Annotated in this window: 12 protein-coding genes; 5 read left to right on the forward strand and 7 right to left on the reverse strand. The window is 68.5% G+C overall.

The genetic code is table 11. The annotated features are described in order from the left end of the window. Positions 1 to 164: 164 nt before the first annotated feature. Positions 165 to 353, reverse strand: coding sequence for a helix-turn-helix domain-containing protein (locus KDL01_RS26235; RefSeq protein ID WP_212531280.1), 189 nt, complete (start codon positions 351 to 353; stop codon positions 165 to 167). A gap of 1,482 nt (positions 354 to 1,835) precedes the next feature. Between KDL01_RS26235 and KDL01_RS26240 the strand changes: the two genes are divergently transcribed. Beyond that, the gene (locus KDL01_RS26240; protein WP_212531281.1) at positions 1,836 to 2,399 is read left to right on the forward strand and encodes a redoxin domain-containing protein; all 564 of its coding nucleotides are present in this window, start codon (positions 1,836 to 1,838) and stop codon (positions 2,397 to 2,399) included. A 36-nt stretch (positions 2,400 to 2,435) separates the two neighbouring features. Here KDL01_RS26240 and KDL01_RS45465 read toward each other — a convergent pair whose 3' ends face one another. Beyond that, positions 2,436 to 4,916, reverse strand: a complete 2,481-nt coding sequence (locus tag KDL01_RS45465) for an ATP-binding protein (RefSeq protein ID WP_212531282.1) — start codon at positions 4,914 to 4,916, stop codon at positions 2,436 to 2,438. Positions 4,917 to 5,213: 297 nt separating this feature from the next. Here KDL01_RS45465 and KDL01_RS26250 point away from each other — a divergent pair, with 297 nt between their 5' ends. From KDL01_RS26250 to KDL01_RS26265, 4 genes are all read left to right on the forward strand, one after another. After that, positions 5,214 to 5,693, forward strand: coding sequence for a hypothetical protein (locus KDL01_RS26250; RefSeq protein ID WP_212531283.1), 480 nt, complete (start codon positions 5,214 to 5,216; stop codon positions 5,691 to 5,693). A gap of 152 nt (positions 5,694 to 5,845) precedes the next feature. Continuing rightward, complete coding sequence (locus KDL01_RS26255; protein ID WP_212531284.1) at positions 5,846 to 6,601, forward strand: WXG100-like domain-containing protein; 756 nt, start codon at positions 5,846 to 5,848, stop codon at positions 6,599 to 6,601. Between the two features lie 7 nt (positions 6,602 to 6,608). After that, the gene (locus KDL01_RS26260) at positions 6,609 to 10,781 is read left to right on the forward strand and encodes an RHS repeat-associated core domain-containing protein (protein WP_212531285.1); all 4,173 of its coding nucleotides are present in this window, start codon (positions 6,609 to 6,611) and stop codon (positions 10,779 to 10,781) included. Between the two features lie 10 nt (positions 10,782 to 10,791). Then, positions 10,792 to 11,952 (forward strand): hypothetical protein, encoded by a 1,161-nt coding sequence (locus KDL01_RS26265; protein ID WP_212531286.1) that lies wholly within the window; start codon positions 10,792 to 10,794, stop codon positions 11,950 to 11,952. Between the two features lie 180 nt (positions 11,953 to 12,132). On the opposite strand, the gene KDL01_RS26270 is transcribed toward KDL01_RS26265, so the two are convergent. The 5 genes from KDL01_RS26270 to KDL01_RS26285 all read right to left on the reverse strand — a co-directional run. After that, positions 12,133 to 15,477: an AfsR/SARP family transcriptional regulator gene (locus tag KDL01_RS26270; protein WP_212531287.1), complete on the reverse strand. Its 3,345-nt coding sequence runs from the start codon at positions 15,475 to 15,477 to the stop codon at positions 12,133 to 12,135. 134 nt (positions 15,478 to 15,611) lie between these two features. Continuing rightward, positions 15,612 to 17,516, reverse strand: coding sequence for a transglycosylase SLT domain-containing protein (locus KDL01_RS26275; protein ID WP_212531288.1), 1,905 nt, complete (start codon positions 17,514 to 17,516; stop codon positions 15,612 to 15,614). Between the two features lie 145 nt (positions 17,517 to 17,661). Then, the gene (locus tag KDL01_RS26280) at positions 17,662 to 19,164 is read right to left on the reverse strand and encodes a CHAP domain-containing protein (RefSeq protein WP_212531289.1); all 1,503 of its coding nucleotides are present in this window, start codon (positions 19,162 to 19,164) and stop codon (positions 17,662 to 17,664) included. Between the two features lie 251 nt (positions 19,165 to 19,415). After that, the gene (locus KDL01_RS44795; protein WP_281415617.1) at positions 19,416 to 19,547 is read right to left on the reverse strand and encodes a hypothetical protein; all 132 of its coding nucleotides are present in this window, start codon (positions 19,545 to 19,547) and stop codon (positions 19,416 to 19,418) included. Positions 19,548 to 19,557: 10 nt separating this feature from the next. Continuing rightward, on the reverse strand, positions 19,558 to 20,001 hold a 444-nt coding region (locus KDL01_RS26285), incomplete at its 5' end, for a LysR substrate-binding domain-containing protein (RefSeq protein ID WP_246577014.1).

Genomic DNA, 20,001 nt, shown 5'->3' on the forward strand with positions numbered 1-20,001 from the left:
CAACCTCGGCCTCACCCGCACCAACGGACGCTGGAACCTGCCGACACCAGCATGAACAGGCCAGTGGCGGGCCGGCTACGCCGACCCGCCACATCAGACCACGAAGATCTTCATCGGACTTCTAGCGCCTGCCCCAGTGTGTTGAGCTGCACCTCGTCCAGCTGTCATGTCGCCCCGCCCGGGCCCCTGGACCTCAGCGCCTCGATCCCGCCGACCTGCCACGCGCGCTTCCACTCGTTGACCGATTTGCGGGTCACCGCAAGGCCCCTCGCGATCTCGTCGACGTCTACCCCGCTCTCGAACAACTCGGCCGCTGCGAACCGCAGCGCTTCTCGGTCGGCCCTGGCCTTCATGGTCAGTCCGCCTCGATCTGAATACCTCACGGGGCGAGCATGCTGCTACCACCCACCAGACGCCAGAGTGGCGGGGTATTGGGAAACCCCAGCCTTTCAATCTCAGTAGCTAACCTCGGATATTGAGCTCACATCGCGGATCTGACGTTGTGTTGGCGAATTGTACCCGCCACCCGCGATGATCGATTTCCTAGAATGGATCGCGCTGGTTGTGCGGGCACCTTTCAGGTGAGGACGCGTGCCAGCTGGGACTGCATGCTCAGACTCGAGACGTCGGGAACTGGCTTGGGCAGGCGCGATGATCGGCTATCCGCAACTCCTTAGCCTCGACGAGCACCTGGACTTGCCTCGGCTGAACCTGAATCGCCGTGCGTCATGGTCCTGCACATTTCCAGCGCACCTAGTCGCCCGTCAGAGCATTCTGAAGGTGGAGCAGACCTGGCCCTGGGTGACGGCGTCGCCCCGGCCTGGGAACGCCTCGGAGTCATCCTCCGCCGGCCTGAACAAACGTACCGACCGGAAAGGAGGAGAAGCCAGCAGGTCAACCGGGCGTCAGCCGCGCCGCCGCGGCCGGGCCGCACTCCAGCCCACATGCCGCGAGGACAACGCCGCGAACCGGGCCCAACGCCAGCCAACCGAAGCAGTAAGTCAAGTTATTACTATAGCAGCAGGATCGCAGCTAACCGGAACATGCCCCCCTCGGGCCCGCGATCCGTGGGACTTTTCAGGGACTTTCCGAGCTGTCAGAGGGATATTCAAGGGACTTTCCACTGAACAGATTGGAAAGCTGTTGAAATATCAGAAAGATAATAACGCGCAGGTCAACGCCATTGAGACCGGCTCCGAGCGCGGTGACCTGCACGTCCCACTACGCAGCCTCCCTATACAGGTACTTCATGGTGGACATCTCCTCACCGGCGGCGCGTCCCTCGCCCCGCTCACCCTGTAGTCGGAGCCGACGCGGCGTTCTCGACATCCTCCGCGAACTATTCCGCGAGAAATTTTCCCGCGACGTGGGCCGCGCGCGGCCGACCGGCGGGGCCCCAGGCGCGGCGTGCCGCCCGCGACGAGTCCACCACCCGTCCACCCACATCCACTCGTGATCACGTGCGCGGAACAGGAGCCACGTCGCATGATCGCTTCCGTGTGGCGGACGGCGGGCTGCTGACGCCGGTCGGTGACAAGGACATCTTCGGCCTCCAAGACGTGCTGCCTCTCGCGCACACGGCGAAAGTCGGCCGATCCGGCGAGGACGCTCTCAATGCCGTGGACGGCAAGCTCGACACCGCGACCCTACGAGAGCTGGACAGCAGGGTTCAGGGGCAGAGACTTCGGTCCCCCGTCCGTGGCCGGCCTCTGGCTGCAGAGTGTCGGCTTGAGTTGGCCAGCAGAGGCAGGAGAAGATCGCCTTACGCCACAATACATATCAAATCGACCTCTCGTGAGCGAGTGGGCCGAGACAGCGATGTGAGGGAGTCACCCATGCGTGCCGACATCGTCCCTGGCGCCGTCTTCCCCGACTACGAACTGACCGCGCACGACAGGTCACGACAGCGGCTGAGCGAGTTGCAGGGGATCGATCCGATGATCCTCCTACTCTCCCGGGGGCATTTCTGCCCGAAGGACCATCAGCAGCACCTGCAGCTGGCGGCCCACTATTCGGAGATCGCCGTCTCCTATACCAAGATCGTCACCATCGCCACCGACAACAACTTCGTGCTCAACGAGTTCCGGGGCTCCGTCGGGGCGCAGTGGACCTTCCTGTCCGACATCGGCCGGAAGGTTCAGCAGGATCTAGACATCCAGGAGTACACCGACCCCGACCACGATCCGATGATCCCGCACACGCTCGTGCTCAAGCCGGGCCTGGTCGTACACCGGATCTACAACGGCTACTGGTACTGGGGCCGCCCCTCGATCGAGGACCTTCGCCGCGATCTGCGGGAGGTGTTCCAGCAGGTCCGCCCGGACTGGGATCCGAGCCGGCCCGAACTGCGCGCCGCATGGGACGCGGGCGACCGGACGAACCACTACCCCTACAGCTGATCGAGGCATGCGCACCACGCCGCCCGCGCTCAACCCTCAAGAACCGTCGCCGCCGAGTCGGCGCACCTGCGCGAGCATGGCCTCCTCCTTCACTGCATCTCCGAGTTCTCGATAGAGGTCCGCAGCCGCCTGATACGCGCGCATCGCATCATGGGGCAGGCCGGCTGCTTCGAGCGCCACGGCCATCGCGGTCGCGGCGCTCGCCGCGTCTTCGGCTTCGCCCAGTGATCTGCTGACCTCCCAATCCTGCCGGTGCGCATCGGCGGCCTCTGCGTACCGGCCGGCCGCGCTCAGCGCGGTACCGAGGTTGTCCAGGGCACCTGCTTGCTTGAACTTGTCGCCGACCGAGCCGTGGAACTCGGCCGCGCGCCGATGCATGTCCGCAGCCTCGGCGGGTTGCCCGGCGGCCATGAGATCCAGGCCCAGATCGTCGAGTGCCACCGCTTCCGAGCGGCGGTCTCCCAGTGAGCCGAGGACCTCGGCGGCTTGGCGATGGCAGGCGGCAGCGGCGGCGGCATCGCCCAGATCGCGCAGTGCGATACCGAGGTTGCTCCGGGCGCGGGCTTGGCCGAGGTCATCACCGAGCCTCTCGTTGAGCTCGAGATCACGCCTGTGGTACTCGGCGGCCTGCTCGAACCGCCCCGCGCGCACCATGAGCTGACCGAGGCTGTTGAGCGCGAGGCTCTGCCCCGCTTCGTCGCCGATCTCGACCAGGATCCGCATCTCGCGCTCGTGAACCTCTAGAGCCTTCGGGATCTCACCCCGTGCTCGAAGGACCGTCCCCAAGCCGTTGAGGCCCGCGGCGACCAGTTGAGCGATGCCCAGCGACTCGAACACGCCGATGGCCTGTCTGAACGCGTCGATCGCTTCATCGAACCTGCGCAGGTTGCGCAACGCCTGCCCGAGGCCGTTCAAGGCGATTCCGTAGAGCCTTGCGGCATCCAGCGACTGAAAGACATCGGCTGCGTCACGATACGCGCGGGCCGCTGCCGCGTCGTCACCGTGACGGAAGTAGGCGATTCCCAGGTTGTTGATGATCCGGGCCTTGACAAGCGCGTCGTCCGCCACCGCTGCCGCCTGAGCGCCCACGTCGATGGCGTCCTTCAGCCGGTGCGTCGTGGTGAGGTAGACCGCGAGCACGAGCGCGAGTTCGACCGCGTATCGCCGCTCACCGGACGCGATGGACATCGCGCCCGCGCTCACCAGATTGGAATGTTCGGCATCGGCCCAGGTCAAGGCCTGCGTACGGTCTTCGAACGAAGACTCGGCGGTCGGGGCGCCGCGCATAGTCCGATCCAGGTCACGTGCGCGGTCCAGATAGTGTTCAAGCAGCCGAACGCGCGCCGCGTCCCGTTCACCCGGCTCTTCAGGCTGCTCGGCTGCGAAGAGCCGCAGCAGGTCATGCATCGACCAGCGCTCCGCCGCGCCGGCGGTGACCATCACGAGGTGTGCATCGAGCAGGTCGCGCAGTGTCCGCCGGGTCTGGTCGTTCGCCGCGTCATCGAGTTGGGCGGCGCTTTCAGACGACAGGTCGTTGCCCGGATTCAGTGAAAGCAGTCGGAACAACCGTGCCTGCGCTGCGCTGAGCCTGCGGTAGGACAGGTGGAAGGCCGCCCGCACGTCACGGTCGTCGACCTGGAGTTCATCGAGCCTTCGGTGCTCCTCGGCGAATTCGGCCTCGAAGTCCCCGAGCGGGAGGCCGGGTTCCCGGATGAGCACCGCCGCGACGATCCTCAGCGCGAGCGGCAGGTATCCGGCCAACCTGACGATCGTGGACGCGCTGTCGGCATCGGCCTGGACTCTGCCGTCGGAGGGGCGGGAGTGGCGCACGGAACGGTCGACGAGTTCCACGGCGTCCGACGGCTTGAGCGTGTTCAGCTCGATCAACTGCGCGTCGAGTACCGCCATCGTGTTGCGCGAGGTGACGAGGAATCCGGTTCTCTCGTCCGGAGGGAGGAGCGGCCTGACTTGATCGGGCGACGAGGCGTTGTCGAGAATCACCAGCAGCCGCTTTCCTTCGGCCGCATACCGATCGAGGATCGAGAAGTACAGTGCGGAGAGGAACTGTCGGTCTCCCACGATGTGCTCGGGCGGCACCTGCAATGCTCGCAGGAATCCGTAGAGCACCGCGTCCGCCGTCAGCCGGGAGGCCTCGTCGTATCCGAACAGGTCCGCGTAGAGAACGCCTCCCGGAAAGTAGCCGCGCTCGAGTGCCCGCCGCGCGCACTGGATCGCGAGCTCGGTTTTCCCGACGCCCGGCATTCCCGTGATCATGGCCACGGGCACCGGGCCCTCGGATTCCTCGTCCGCGGCCCAGAGGCCGAGGAGCGCGGTGGCCTCGGCTTCGCGCCCGACGAACGTCGGGCTCCGCCGGGGAAGCCCGGTGCGCGCCGGCTGCAGTTGCGGCTGCAGGTTCACCGTGATGTACCGCCCCTGAATGACGGTACCGAAGAAGGTCCCGCCGGTGATGACGGCATCAGCGGTATAGGACGACTCCGGGCCTGGTTCGACGTTCACGGTGACCACCTTCGCCTGAAACAACCGATCCGAAACTGATCAGCCTGCGCATATAACATAGAGATCGACGAGTGCGAACACTGCACCGAGACCGCACCCGCATCGCGAGCGGACTCGGGTCATCCCGCTATCACTCTCGACAACGGTCTCGCATCGAGTTCGGTTCCGCAGCCGTTTCGCCTCCAGACCCCCGACACCGTCATATCGATCTTTCACTTGACTAGTTCCCTGGAACGCAGGGCAGAATAGTGTAGAGAACACGATGATCTCGGCCGGAGGTGCTCTGCTTTGGATCCTGTGAGCATCTCATTGTTGCTGGCAGTGGCCGGAGGCGCCGCGGGCGCGATGGGCGAACAGCTGTGGCAGGCACTGTGTTCGCTGGTACGCCGCCACCCGCACCAGACAGGCTCCGCCCTCGTCGATGAGGACACCGGGCCTGAGCCACCCGAACTGGCCGTCTACGACGGTGAACGTGAGCTGACGGCGCTCAGCCACAATCCGCTCGACCGTGCCGCGGCGCAGGCGCTCGCCGAGGGGCTACGGGTCCTCGCAGACTCCGACCCGGACTTTCGAGCTCAGCTCGGGGCGTGGCACACTCGCGCGTTGCAGCTCTACCCGAACGTGAATACGGGTGGCACGTACGTCATTTCCGGCGGCGTCTTCCATCAGCCGGTCATCCAGGCGGAAAACGCGACGGTGACGTTCAACTCCCCCGCTCCGCAGCCGCCGCCCGCGCCGGAAGATCCGGACGATCGCGCGCCTCGCGGCCGCGGATGAGCCTCCATCTGAACATCAGAGCTTTTCCCGCGACTCGGCTGCCACGAGGCTGATCGCACGACGGTCGCGCGCAGCCGCCTCGCCCCGAACCGCCTACTTCGCTACGCTCGGAAAACAGAGTACGTACTTATACGTCATCCGGGGGCGGGTAGATGTCGATCGTTCTTCCGTCGGAGTTGGCCTGGGTGCTCAACATGCTCGGGTTCACCTGGCCGAACATCGATGAGGACCAGATGCGGGACGGGGCGTCTCGGCTGCGGACGCTGGCTGGGGAGTTGAACGACAAGCACGGCGGGACGGCGTCGCAGATCTCGTCGATGTTGGCGAACAACTCCTCCGAGGCGATGCGGGAGTTCGGGGTCTTCTGGCAGAAGCTCTCCGGCAAGCATCTGCCGGACGTGATCAAGGGGCTCGACCTTTTGGCGGAGGCGCTGGAGGTGGGGGCGGAGGTGATCGTGGGCATGAAGACGGCCTGCATCGTGCAGATCGGGGTGTTGGCCGGGGAGATCCTGGCTGATCAGGCGGCGGCCGCGGTGACGTTCGGGGCGGCGGAGGCCGCGATCCCGGAGGAGGTCGCGGTCACGGACGGGATCTTGGACGAGATCGTGGCCCAGGCCAAGAAGCAGGTCGTGGGCTACGTCGAGCAGGTGCTGCTCGGGCCGCTGTTCGACGCGGCCAAGAGTGCGGCCGAGAACATCGCCACCCAGCTGGTCGGGGACGCGCTCGGGGTCCAGTCCGGCTTCTCGCTCTCCGCGGTCGGCTCCGCGGCGAAGTCGGGGGCCGAGACGGGGCTTGAGGGCATCAAGAACATGGCCACCGACCCAGGCGGGGCGATCAACCAGGCCTTCAGCATGCCGCCCATGGGCCAGGGCGGGCACGGGAGCTCGTCGTCCGCGGGAGAGGAGTAGCCCCCACATGTCAGATGGCGACATCAGTGTCAGCACCGACGACATCCGCTCGGCGGTGCCCGGTCTGATGGACCTCGCGCAGACCCTTCAGCAGGCGGGGAGCACGCTCAAGGAGATCAGCGCCTCGGTGAAGGCGTCGATGTCCGGGGACTCCTCCGGCGCCACCAAGGCGATCAGCGAGGGGGCGGAGGACGTGACCGGGGCGGTGGGTGACGGCCTGTCGGAGGGTGCCCGGGTGATGGAGGGCGCCGGCACGCGGTTACACGACTACGCCGGCAGCCTCGACTCCACCGAGGGGGACATCACCGACCACTTCAACGGGATCCACTCGGAGTCCGAGGACGACTTCGGGCACGACGGCTCCGGTGGCGGCAGAGGCAGGCCGGGCTCGGACGACGATCCCGGGCTGGATCCGGAGAAGAACAAGGAAGCCACACCCACCTCGCTGTGCACCAAGGCCGGCGAACCGGTCGACGTGGTCTCCGGTCAGCTCATCATGCCGACGATCGACCTGGAACTGGACGCGCTGCTGCCACTTCAGCTCTACCGCGTCTACTGCTCCCAGTACCGCGACGGGAGCTGGTTCGGCGCGTCCTACGCCTCCACGCTCGACCAGCACGTCTCGCTCACGGCTGACGGCTTGAGGTACTGCGATGAGGACGGCGCGGTGCTCTACTACGCGGTTCCGATGGTGTCCGGGGCGGCCGTGCTGCCCGAGGCGGGTGCGCGGTGGCCGCTGGTGTGGGATCGGGTGGCCGAGGAGATCCTGATCAGGGATCCGGATTCGGGACTGGTCCGCCGGTTCCCCACGGCCGGCTCCGGCTCGGTCTTCCCGATCGGCTCGATAGCGGATCGCAACGGCCATCGGGTGACCTACCAGCGCGCGGCCTCCGGGGCGCCGACCGCCGTCGTGCACTCCTGCGGCTACCGAGTCGACATCGACGTGGTCGAGACGTCGGCGGGGGCCCGCGTCGGCGGGCTGCGAGTACCGGTGGACGATGCCGAGGCCGCCAGCCGCGGCGAAACGGTCGCTGTCCGCGTCTTCGAGTACGACGACGCCGGTCGCCTGGTCGGGCTGCTCGACGAGTCCAGCCTGCCGCAGGTCTTCGAGTACGACGAGCACGATCGACTGCTCGCGTGGACCGATCGGCTCGGCTTCCGCTACAGCTACCTGTACGACGACCGCGGGCGGGTCACGGCCGGGCTGGGCGACGGGGGCGTGCTCGACTCGGCGTTCGCGTACGACGAGCGCGCGCGGTGCACGACCGTCACCGACTCGCTCGGTCATCCGATGCGGTACCACTACGACACCCACTACCGCGTCATACGCACCGTGGACGCCATTGGCGGCACCACCACCAGCGAGTTCGACGCGCGGGGCCAGATGATCGCGAGCACCGACGAGATCGGGCGCACCACCCGCACGCAGTATGACGAGCACGGGCAGCCGCTGTCCGTCACCCGACCGGACGGCAGTGTCCTGGGTTTCACGTATACCGCGCAGCGGCAGGTGGCGCAGATCGTCGATCGCGGCGAACCCGCCTGCCGGTTCGACTACGACGAGCACGGAAACATCGTGGCGGTCACCGACCTCTTCGGCTTCGTGGAGCGACGTACCTACGACGAGGACGGCCGCCTCACCTCGGTCACCGACCCGGCCGGACACACGCGCTTCTACGAATGCAACGCTGCGGGACTCGTCACCGGCGTCACCGACGAACTCGGGCGCACCAGCCGGACAGCCTACGACGCCTACGGCCGGATCGTGGCGATCACCGACGTGCAAGACACCACCGAGTACTACCGGCTGGCCTTGGACGGCAACCTGCTCGAGTGGACCCACGGCGACGGCACCCGCGAGACCTTCGGGTACGACACGGAGGGCAACCTCGTCGAACACGTGGACGCGATCGGCGCCACCACCCGCTTCACCATCGGGCCGTTCGCCACGATGACCGAGCGCGTCAACCCCGACGGCGACGTCCACCACTTCCGCTACGACACCGAGTTGCAGCTGATCGCGCACGAACACGGCGGGTCCGAGTGGACCTACCGGTACGACGACGCCGGGCACCTGATCGGCGAGACGGACTACAACGACCGCACGCTGACATACGTGCGAGACATGGCCGATCAGCTGCTGGAGATCGAGGACGGGCGCGGCCAGGCCACCCGTTTCGGCTACGGCCTGCTCGGTGAACTGACCCGACGTCAGGATGCCGACGGCTCCGTCACCGAATTCACGCATGACGAGCTCGGGCGGCTGGCCGGCGTACGGTCGGTCGGCACTGGGACCGGCACCGGGGCTGACACACCTCCGGTCAGCACCATCGCGTACGGATACGACCGGTCCGGCCGGCTGACGAGCGAGACAGTGGACGGATTCACCACCGGCTACGGCTACGACGACCTGGGTCGGCGGATCACCCGCACCCTGCCCACCGGTATCGTCTCGACACTCGGGTTCGACCAGGTCGAACAGCCCGTCGAGTTGGCCGTCGGCAACCACCAGATCCGCTTCGGGTACGACGTGATGGGCCGCGAGGTCACGCGCCTGCTCGGCGGAGGGGCGGTACTCAGTCAGAGCTGGGACGTCGCAGGGCGGCTGAGCCACCAGTCGCTGTGGTCCGAGCGCTCCGGCGGCCCGACGAACCCGGTGCAGGAGCGCACCTTCCAGTACCGGGCCGACAACATGCCGGAGGCCGTCGTCGATCTCCTGCGCGGGCGTCGGGATTTCGCGCTCAGCGCGTCCGGCCGGGTCACCGCGGTGCGCGCGGCGCAGTTCGAGGAGGCGTACGGCTACGACGCCCTCGGCAACATCCTCGCCGCCCGCGACTCCCGGCTGGCCGAGAGCGACGCCGATCCGGCGGGCGAGCGCGCGCACGAGGGCACGCTGCTCACCCGGGCGGGTCGCAATACCTATACATATGACGAACGCGACCGTCTCGTCTCCCGCACACTGCGCACGCTCTCCGGCACACGGCTGGAGTGGCGCTACACCTGGAACGAGCAGGACCAGCTGACACGGGTGGACACGCCGCGGCGCGGCAGTTGGGCCTACGGCTACGACCCGTACGGCCGCCGCGTCGTCAAACAGCGGGTGGATGCGGGCGCCACGGACGCGGGCAGCATGGACGTGGGCAGCATGGACGTAGGCGCCATGGACGTAGGCGCCATGGAGGCGGCCGCCATGGACGAGGGCGGCGCACACGGCTCGGACACAGCCGCCGAGCACTACCGGTTCATCTGGGACGACGACAAGATCGCGGAGCAGATCCACACCGACGCGTCCGGGCGGATCCGCAGTATCACCTGGGACTACCTGCCCGGCAGCTTCGAACCGGTGTCCCAGACCGAACGGATCTGGCACGGCGAAGCTGGGCAGAGTGAGTACGACGAACTGTTCTTCGGTATCGTCACCGACCAGGTCGGCGCTCTGGCCGAGCTCGTCACGCCGGACGGGCGGGTCGCCTGGGCGGCGCAGACCACACTGTGGGGGCGGCGGGTCGCGCCCACGGTCACGCCGCACGGCTACAGTCCACTCGGCCTGCCCGGCCAGTACCACGACGAGGAGAGCGGCCTCGCCTACAACCTGTTCCGGTACTACGATCCGGCGACCGGGCGCTACCTGAGCGGCGACCCGCTCGGCCAGGAGGCCGGCGCCAATCCGCACGGCTACGTGCCCAACCCGATGGCCTGGCTCGACCCCTACGGCCTGGTCGGCACCCGGCCCAAGACCCGCGTGCCCGTCGGCGAGGGCGGTTACTACAAGGGCCTGCAGCCGGCCAACTTCCCCGCGACCCATGCGCGGACGAGCACCGAGTACGAGATCAACCACGTGCCCCCGCAGGCCGCGTACAAGGGAATCCTCGATCTCGGCTCCGGCAACCGGGTACCCTACGGCCCGGCCATCCGGATGGAATACGACGACCACCGCAAGCTCAAGAGCACCGACCCGGGCCTGACCGGAGACGCGTACCGGGCCAAGCTGCGTACCCTGGTCCAGCAGGGCAAGTTCGACGAGGCGATGAAGATGGACCTCGACGACATCCGCAAGAAGTACCCTGGCAAATACGACGCGGCCATCAACGAGATGATCAAATCGATGAAGAAGAACACGAAGTTGACGGACGCGCTCAAGGCCAAGAACTGGAAGATCCGATACTGCAAGCTCAAGTAGAGATCCAGGGATGAACAGCGTGAGCGTGGAGATCGAGCTCGACCCGCCGCACGGCGTGACCGGATACCCCATCGGCATGCCGGCCGGGGAGCTGGTGCCCGACGCGGTCGCGCGCGGCCGGGTGGTGATCTCCGACCCCGGGCTGGCCGGCGCGCTGGAGCACATGAAGCTGGACCTGACGGTCTATCTGGAGCGCGCCTCCTTCGCCACGGTCTTCGCGCTCGAAGACGGCAACACGCTCACCTGGCTCGACATCCACGCGCCGCGGCCGCTGCCGGGCGCGGAACCGGCCGCGGATGCGGACCCGGTGCCGGCCGCGGCCGCGGCCGAGGAGCTGAAGGTGACCTGGCGCGGGATCGACGTGTTCCGCACCCCGGCGGCGGAACTGCTCCGGCGGATCGAGGCCGAGGGCCACGAGGTGGACCGGTCCGCAGAGCCGGAGCGCTACACCGTCCCGGGACTTCCGCTACGCTTCACCCGCACGGCCGGGCGGGAGGACGTGCCACGCGACCGCGACGGCGAGCCGCGCTACATGCAGTCCGTACTCGTGGCCGGGCCAGGGTACTTCGACGAACTGCCGGACATCGACTTCGACGCGCTCGAACCCAAGCCGCTCGAGCACCGCTTCGTGATCAGCCCGCTGGACGGTGCGGGCGATTTCCCCTTCGGCGCCGGGATCGACGAGCTGATCGACGCCGCCACACCGCTCGGCCACGTCCGCATCGACGATCCGGGGCACCGACAGCCCGATCTCTACACGAAGCTCTTCGTCACCCGCCCGAGCTTCACCGCGATCCTCGCCTGCGAAGACGGCGAGACGCTCACCGCGGCGGAGTTCTGGACGCCCGAAGAGCACGACGGGGACCGGATCACCGTGGAACTGCTCGGAATCGACGTGTTCCGCACACCCGCCCTTGACGTGCTCGACCACCTCACCGGCCTCGGCCACCGGCTCGACGACGCAGACCCCGACTATCCGGCCTTCCCGGACCTGGGCATCGGCTTCACCCGCACCCGCGGCCACGCGGTACCCCTGGCCGTAGACGGCCGTACCGCCTTCATCCAGGCTATCCTCACCGCGCCGGCCGGCTACTACGACGCGCCCCTGCCGCCCTCCGAGCTCGACGGCGGCGAGCCCTGGTGCTCCCGCCTGACCCGCCCGGCCGGCTGAGCCCGTCGGCAGCGCGCCCACGTGTCCACGGCACGGCAGCGAACGGCCGGCCCTGCCGACGAAAGCCACAGCCGACAGAAGCCGCCCGGCCATGCCCCGCACGCAGACTCAAGCCACCAAGGACCGGCCACGAGTGCCGGGGTCGACTCCGGTCTGGGCCGATCCCGGCGCGGCTCACACTCAGCCGACGGCTCCCGCCGGAGGCTGTCGGACACCGCCGAGGCGCAGTTCGTCCTCCAGAGCGGCCAGGAAAGCCATGGCCGCATCTGCTTCCACGGCACCGCAGCTTTGATAGATGTCTACAGCCTGTCGCAGGTCAGCCAAGGCGGTCTCGAGGTCTCCGGTCCGCGCCGCGCATCGGGCGATGCCCTCGTGGGCCCGCGCCTGGTCAATCGGGCTGCCGTGTTCGACTGCGGCATCCACAGACCGGCGGTACACGGCTATCGCCTCCCGGGGCCCGGCGGTGTCGGCGGTGAGCGCGCCGAGGGCGAGGAGCCCCTCGGACTCGCCTTGCAGGTCGCCGACCACCCGATAGAGAGTCAGGGCCCTGTTCAGCAGGTCGGTCGCGGCCGCGTGGTCTCCGACCGCGTGCCAGACCTCGCCGAGCTCCTTCAGAACGTTGGACTCGAGGTGGGGGCTGCCGACGCTCTGATAGATCACCCGTGCGCGCTCGAGCAAGTCGGCCGCCTCGACGAAGTCGCCGGTCGCCCGATACACCCTGCCGAGCGTGTACAACGAGCCGGCCAAGCCGACCCGTCCACCCATGTCGCGAAATGCCACCAGCGCCCGCTGCAGCATCTCGATCGCGGCCGCATGGTCGCCGGCCTCGGCGTGAAGCTGGCCCAAGGCGCCGAGGACAAGGGCCTCTCGACGGCGCTCGCCGAGTTCCACGAAGATGGCCAGCGCCTGCCGGCTCAGTTCGATCCCGTCCGAATCGCCTCCGGTGTGACTGTGCAACAAGCCGAGAAGCCGCAGGGCGTCGCCCTGGCCGAAGCGGTCGCCGAGCTCCTCGAAGAGGGCGAGTGCGCGCTTCGCCAGCGAATCGGCAGCGGTGAAGTCTCCGGCGTTGCAGCTCACCCAAGCCATTTCGAGGAGCGTGTCGGCCTCGTCGCGGCGGCTGCCCAGGCCTTGAAAGACCGTGAGTGCCTGCTGCAACAATCCGGCAGCGGTCGGATAGTCGCTCGTCATGGACCGCACCTTGCCCAACGCGTGGAACGCATTGGCCATCCCGAGGCGGTTACCGAGACTCCGGTAGAGAGCCAAAGCCCGCTCATGGCACCCGGCCACTTTCTCATACTCGCCGGCCAGGTCGTGCACCTGCCCCAATTCCCAGAGTGCGCCGGCCTCGCCGGCGCCGTCGCCCAGCCCATGTGCGGCGGCCACTGCCGTCTCGTGCAGGACGGCCGTCTCCCGCTGGAAACCCTGCTGTCTGAGGGTCGCGGCCAGGGCGGCGGCGAGGGCGACCACTCGCGCCGGATGCGCGTGCGCGGATACGAAGGCGGCGACGGCGAGCAGGTTGGCCTGTTCCGCACGCATCCATTCCAGGGCACTGTTCCGGTCGGAAAGAATCGGTGTCGCGGTCGGCGTCACGGGGACGGGGGCCGCGCCCGGACGGGTCTGCCGGATGAAGTGACTGCCGGCGGCCTGAGCGGCGTGCTGGTAGTAGTCCCACAGCCGGTCGAGTACGACTTCACGTTCCTCGGCGCGTGCGTCCGCCATGAGTTCGCGGGCGTAGACGCGGATGAGGTCGTGGAACCGGTAGCGTCCAGGGAGGTGCTGGATGAGCAGATTGTGGTCCAGGAGGGATTCCAGCAGCCGCTCCGCGGTGCGCGGCTCGACCCCGGCGAGGGCGGCGGCGGTGTGGCCGTCGAAATCAGAGCCGGGGACCTGACCCAGGAAGCGGAACATGCACTGCGCCGCGGCGGGCAGTGCGGTGTAGGAGAGGTCGAAGACCGCGGCCAGGTCGCGGTCCTCGTCGCGGAAGCGGTCGAGCCCACCAGGTTCCTCGCGCAGCCGGCGGACGAGGTCGGCAACGCTCAAGGCCCGATGATGACGCAACTGCGCCGCGATGATCCGGACGGCCAGCGGCAGGTTTCCGCAGAGGCCGACCAGCTCGGCGAGCGCGGGATCGTCGTCGGGCAGGCGGCCCGGGCCCGCCACCGCGCGCAGCAGCGTGATCGCCTCGGTCTCGGACAGGACGTCCACCGCCAGGGAGTGGGCGTCGTCCAGACCCGTCAGGCGCCGGCGACTGGTGACCACCACGAGGCAACCGGGCGTGCCCGGCAGCAGGGGGCGGACCTGCGCGGTGGCGAAGGCGTTATCCAGGACGATCAGGGTCTTGGTGCCGGCGAGGCGGTCCCGGTAGAGCTCGGCGCGCCCCTCGAGTCCCTTCGGGATCAGCTGCGGGGACACGCGCAGGGCTCGGAGCAGCCGGTCCAGCGCTTCTCCGGCGGTCATCGGCTCCAAGCCGGCGGTGTGACCGTGCAGATCGATGAACAGCTGGCCGTCGGGGAAATCCGCGCTCATGCGGTGGGCGGCGTGGATCGCCAGGGCGGACTTGCCGATCCCGGCCATTCCGTCGATCGCCGAGATCACCACGGTGCCAGGGCATTGCGAGGCATCGCGGGCGAGGGCGAGCAAGGCCTCGCATTCCCGGGTCCTGCCGGTGAACACCCGGGTGTCGGGAGGCAGCGTACGCACCGGCTGTGCGACAGTGCCGTGGGCGAAGCCGCTCGAGGCGTCTGCCGACCTGGTGGGTTCGACGTCGCGGACCGGGGCCTCGAGCTCCGCGTCGGCGCTAAGGATTCTGCGGTTGAGGAGTTCCAGCGGCGCTGAGGGCTCCACACCGAGTTCGTCGACGAGCAGGCGGCGCAGGTCTTGGTAGGCGTCGAGCGCCTCGGCTTGGCGCCCGGCCCGGTAGAGGGCGAGCATGAGCTGCCCGTGCAGGGCTTCGCGCAGCGGATGAACCTGTATCAGCCCTCGGAGTTCTGAGACAAGCTCCTGGTCCCGGCCCAGGTGCAGGTCGGCCTCGATACGATCCTGCCATGCGGCCAGCCGGGCCTCCTGGAGTTGGTGGATGCGGGCGGCCACCTCCAGGTGCGGCGGCGCGTCGGCCAGCGGGTCCCCGCGCCAGAGCCGAAGGGCGGCGGTCAGCGACTGGTGGGCGGCGGTGAAGTCGCCGGTACCGACCTGCTCGCGGCCGGCCCGGCAGCCTTCGAGGAAGACGTCCTCGTCCAGTTCGCCGGGGCTGATCTCGATCCGGTAGCCCGGTGCCACGGTGTGAAGCCGTGCCGCGGCCTGCGCGCCGAGTTGACGGCGCAATCTGACCACGTGGTTGCGCAGCCCCGCGCCGGCCGCCGCCGGGCGCTGCTCCCCCCACAGTGCCTCGGCCAACTGCTCGGCCGACACCACGCGGTTGGCACTGAGCAGCAGCACCACCAGAACGGCACGCGGAATACCGGCAGGCAGGACGATCTCGTCGCCGTCGACGTCGACTGTCACCGGACCCAGCAGATTGAAACGCACTCCCGTACCCCCATGCCGCAGCTTCCTTACTCCACGGGAAGCGTCTTGCGGTGATCTTACGGGTGCCGGGCCGGGTGCGAGTAAAGCAGGGCCCGCCCATCATCGGGCGGGCCCTGTCTGGTTCGGGTGACGGGTCAGCTGACGTTGCTTCCGACGTGGAAGCTGCCGTCCGGCAGGCCTGCGGAGTAGGTGGCGAAGATGCTGCCGTTGGTGTCGACTTCGGTGGCGTGGGCGTCCCAGGTACCGGCGGAGCTCAGGGTGCGTTCCCAGACGCCGCCGGCGACGGTGTCGATCTGGAGGGTGCCGTTGGGCAGGGTGGCCGAGGACAAGGCGCTGACCGATCCGGTGGTGTCGATTTCGGTGGCGTGCGCGGCCCAAGTGCCGGTGGAGCTCATGGTGCGATCCCAGACCGTGCCGTCGACGAGCGTGTCGACATGCAGGGTGCCGTTCGGCAACGCGGCGGCGGCAACGGCCGTGATGCTGCCGCTGGTGTCGATCTCAGTGGCGTGCGCGGCCCAGGTACCGGCGGAGCTCAGGGTGCGATCCCAGACCGTGCCGTCGACCAGGGTGTCGACGTGCAGGGTGCCGTCGGGCAGTGCGGCGGCGGCGATATCGGTGATGCTGCCGCTGGTGTCGATTTCGGTGGCGTGCGCGGCCCAGGTGCCGGCGGAGGTCATGGTGCGGTCCCAGACCGTGCCGTCGACCAGGGTCACGACGTGCAGGGTGCCGTCCGGCAGGCCGGCCGCCGCGACTTCGGTGATGGATCCGGTGGTGTCAATCTGCTGACTGGAAGTCCAGGTGCCATCCGCGTTCCGAGTACGGTCCCAGACACCGGACCCGGGAACAACGGTCTCGACGTGCATCGTGTCGTTAGGCAGCGCGGCAGCCGCGATATCCGTGATGGCACTGTTGTCGTCGATCTCCCCGGCATGGGCAGCCCAGACCCCGGCCGAGGTCATCGCCCGATCCCACACCGTCCCATGCGGCGTCACGGGAGCGGACACCATGGTCGGGCCGTAGGTGCTGCCGGGGTCGGCGGCGGGCGAGGCGGGCGTGCCCGAGGGCGTGCTGCCCGCCTGCGTGTACTGACCGGGGTCGGTCAGCCCCGTGGCCGGAGTGGCGCTCTCCAGGTAGTTCTCGTAGGCGCCGCTGGTGTAGGTGGACCAGGGGTCGAATCCGTTGTCTCCGGCCGCCACGTCGTCGTCGTACTTGGTGACCGCGGCCTCGGCGTTGTTCCACGGGTCGAGCAACTGGAAGTCGGTGCCGAACGCGGGGACGGAGTTGCCGCAGGTGATCTGCCACAGGCCCCACCCGGCCCGGTCCGCACCGGCGCCGCAGTAGTCCACGCCCTGCTGGATGATCCCGGGCTCGAAGCTGCTTTCCGCGCCGGTGATCGCGGCCGCGGTCTCGGCCACGCTGGAATCACCGCCGGCGGCGATCCAGTAGCCCTCGATCTGGGCGTAGCCGAGCGTGCCGCTGGCCGCATCCGCGGTGACGGTCTCGGGGGCCTGCGCCGAGGACCCGAGGGCGGAGGACTTGAGCGCCGGGGACGCGAGTGCCGAGGAGTCGAGCCTGGACGACGCGATGGTGACGGCCGTGATCGGCGCCTCGTCGAAGGTCAGATCGCGCATGAATCCGCGCGGGGTCGGGCCGGTGACGTGCAGCACCAGCTTGGTGAACACCCGGCCGTGTCCGGGCTCGGCGACCGGGTCGATCAGCGCGAACTGCGCGCTCGTGCTCTTCCACGTGGTGGCGTGGGCGCAGTCGGCGGTGCAGGCGCGCCAGCTGACCTGCCCGATGGCGGTGGCACTGGTCGAGGTCCAGCTCGTCCACTTCACATTCTTCGCCACCTCGCCGTTGTCGGCACAGGTGAGGACCATACTGGTGGGGCGGGTGACGGCGGAGCCCTGTCCGCAGACCATCACCGCCGTGGCGCTCTTCCCGGTCGTGGTGGCGGCGCTCGCGGGAAGTGCGGTGACCGCGAGGACGGTCGTGGCGGTCGTGACAGCGCTGAGGATGGCGGTGGTCCTGCGAGTCACGGCGCGGATACGTGCAGACAAAGCTGTGCCTTTCGCGGGTGGTCATGAGTGGATCTGAGCGGAGTGCGGGTGCGAGGGCCCGCGGCGAGGGCGCGACTCAGTGGTGTGCTGTCGCTGGGCGGGCCCTGCCGTGTTCGGATGGCGTTCAGCTGACGTTGCTTCCGACGTGGAAGCTGCCGTCCGGCAGGCCTGCGGAGTAGGTGCCGAAGATGCTGCCGTTGGTGTCGATTTCGGTGGCGTGGGCGTCCCAGGTTCCGGCGGAGCTCAGGGTGCGTTCCCAGACGCCGCCGGCGACGGTGTCGATCTGGAGGGTGCCGTTGGGCAGGGTGGCCGCGGAGAGGTTCGCGACGCTGCCGGTGTTGTCGATGTCTGTCGCGTGCGCGGCCCAGGTGCCGGCGGAGCTCAGGGTGCGGTCCCAGACCGTGCCGTTGACGAGCGTGTCGACATGCAGGGTGCCGTTGGGCAGGGCGGCGGCGGCAACGGCCGTGATGCTGCCGCTGGTGTCGATCTCAGTTGCGTGCGCGGCCCAGGTGCCAGTGGAGCTCAGGGTGCGATCCCAGACCGTGCCGTCGACCAGGGTGTCGACATGCAGGGTGCCGTCGGGCAGTGCGGCGGCGGCGATATCGGTGATGCTGCCGCTGGTGTCGATTTCGGTGGCGTGCGCGGCCCAGGTGCCGGCGGAGGTCATGGTGCGGTCCCAGACCGTGCCGTCGACCAGGGTCACGACGTGCAGGGTGCCGTCCGGCAGGCCGGCCGCCGCGACTTCGGTGATGGATCCGGTGGTGTCAATCTGCTGACTGGAAGTCCAGGTCCCATCCGCATTCCGAGTACGGTCCCAGACACCGGAGCCGGGAACAACGGTCTCGACGTGCATCGTGTCGTTAGGCAGCGCGGCAGCCGCGATATCCGTGATGGCACCGTTGTCGTCGATCTCACCAGCATGGGCAGCCCAGACCCCGGCCGAGGTCATCGCCCGATCCCACACCGCCCCATGCGGCGTCACCGGAGCGGGCGCGGGCGGGGCGGTGGTGGTGCCACCGATGGGAGTGGCATAGCCGCTGAGGGTCATGTAGTCCATCCACGAGGACTGCGAACCGACGGCGTCGTCGTAGGGGCCGTCCTGCGTAACGGCCCCGGTGGAGCTGGTGCCCTGGTTGCCGCCGATGCTGGTGATCTCGCCGGTGGCGGTGTCGACCGACGTGACGATGGCGACGTGCTCGGCCTTGCCATCGCCCTCGTATCCGAAGACCACGGCGTCCCCGACCTCGGGAGTGCTGCTCAAACCGCCGTTGTACTCGGCGAAGCTACCCGCGCCGTTGGTCAGCCCGTCGACATCGACGCCCGCCTGCGCCCAGACCCACTTGGCGAAGTCGGCGCACCACTCTTCATTGCAGCTGTTGTAATAGCTGGCGCCGCCGGCGCTGTTGGTCTCACACCCGTCGTTGTGCAGGTTGGCCGCGGCGATGCTCGCGATGTTCGTGCCCACGGTGCCGTTGTCCGCATGGGCGGACGCAGCCGACAGGCCGGTTATGCCGCAGACGACGACGGCGACGGCGAGCTTCCTCATCTTACGTGTGGTCGTGCGCAAAACTGACTCTCCATTAATTTTCGATAGTTGATGAACAGGCAAGGACTTAATAGCGCCCAAGAGGGATGTCCCGCGGCCCTCCCCGGGTAAGGGAAAGTGCTGACTGGAACGGGTGAGAACGTATCGACCTCCCGCAAGACGGCCGCATGATCGCCGCAAGACGTGGGGGCGCGACAACGGCACAGCGAACATCGGGCCGTACGATGCGGTTCGATCCGGCCGGGCCGACGCGTATCGGGAGACATCGTCGGCGAATGCGGCAAGGCCCTGATCCAGGCGGCCGACCGAGGGGAAGATCCGCGCGGCCGGGCTCAGGCGCCCCAGGACTTCGCGCCGACCGCGTAGGGAACGGCGAGCACGGTGGAGGGCACTACCGGCGGCAACACGGCCGGCGGCGCGATGATCCGTGATTTCGACGGGGCCCGCGATCCTTCGACGGGCATGTCCGGTTTCTTACGGGCGAACTGAGATCTCTGCTTCACCCTGCCCGGCGTGAAGCCACCGCGCCGGCGCGCGCAGGAGGTCGAGTACGGCGTCGATGGACGGTCTGGCGGCGAGCGAGGGGTGGGTCATGGCGTAGGTGGCGCGGGTGATCTCGGTGTGGGCGACCGGGCGCAGGATGATGCCGGGGTGGGGGCGGTAGGCGTCGGCGGCGAGTTGCGGCACGAGGGCCACGCCGAGTCCGTGGGCCACCATGCGCAGGACGAGTTGGTAGTCGTCGACGGCGTGGGTGATCCGGGGCGGGAATCCGGCGATCGCGCAGGCACGGCGGGCGAGGGCGGCGCTTCCGTCCTCGCGGGAGCCGACGATCCACGGCTCGTCGGCCAGTCGGCGTAGGTCGACCGCGCCGTCCGCGGCCGGGGCGCGGGGGTGGCCGGCCGGCAGGGCGAGCAGGAC

The sequence above is a fragment of the Actinospica durhamensis genome, from assembly GCF_018139695.1.
In the GTDB taxonomy this organism is placed as follows: Bacteria; Actinomycetota; Actinomycetes; order Streptomycetales; family Catenulisporaceae; genus Actinospica; species Actinospica durhamensis.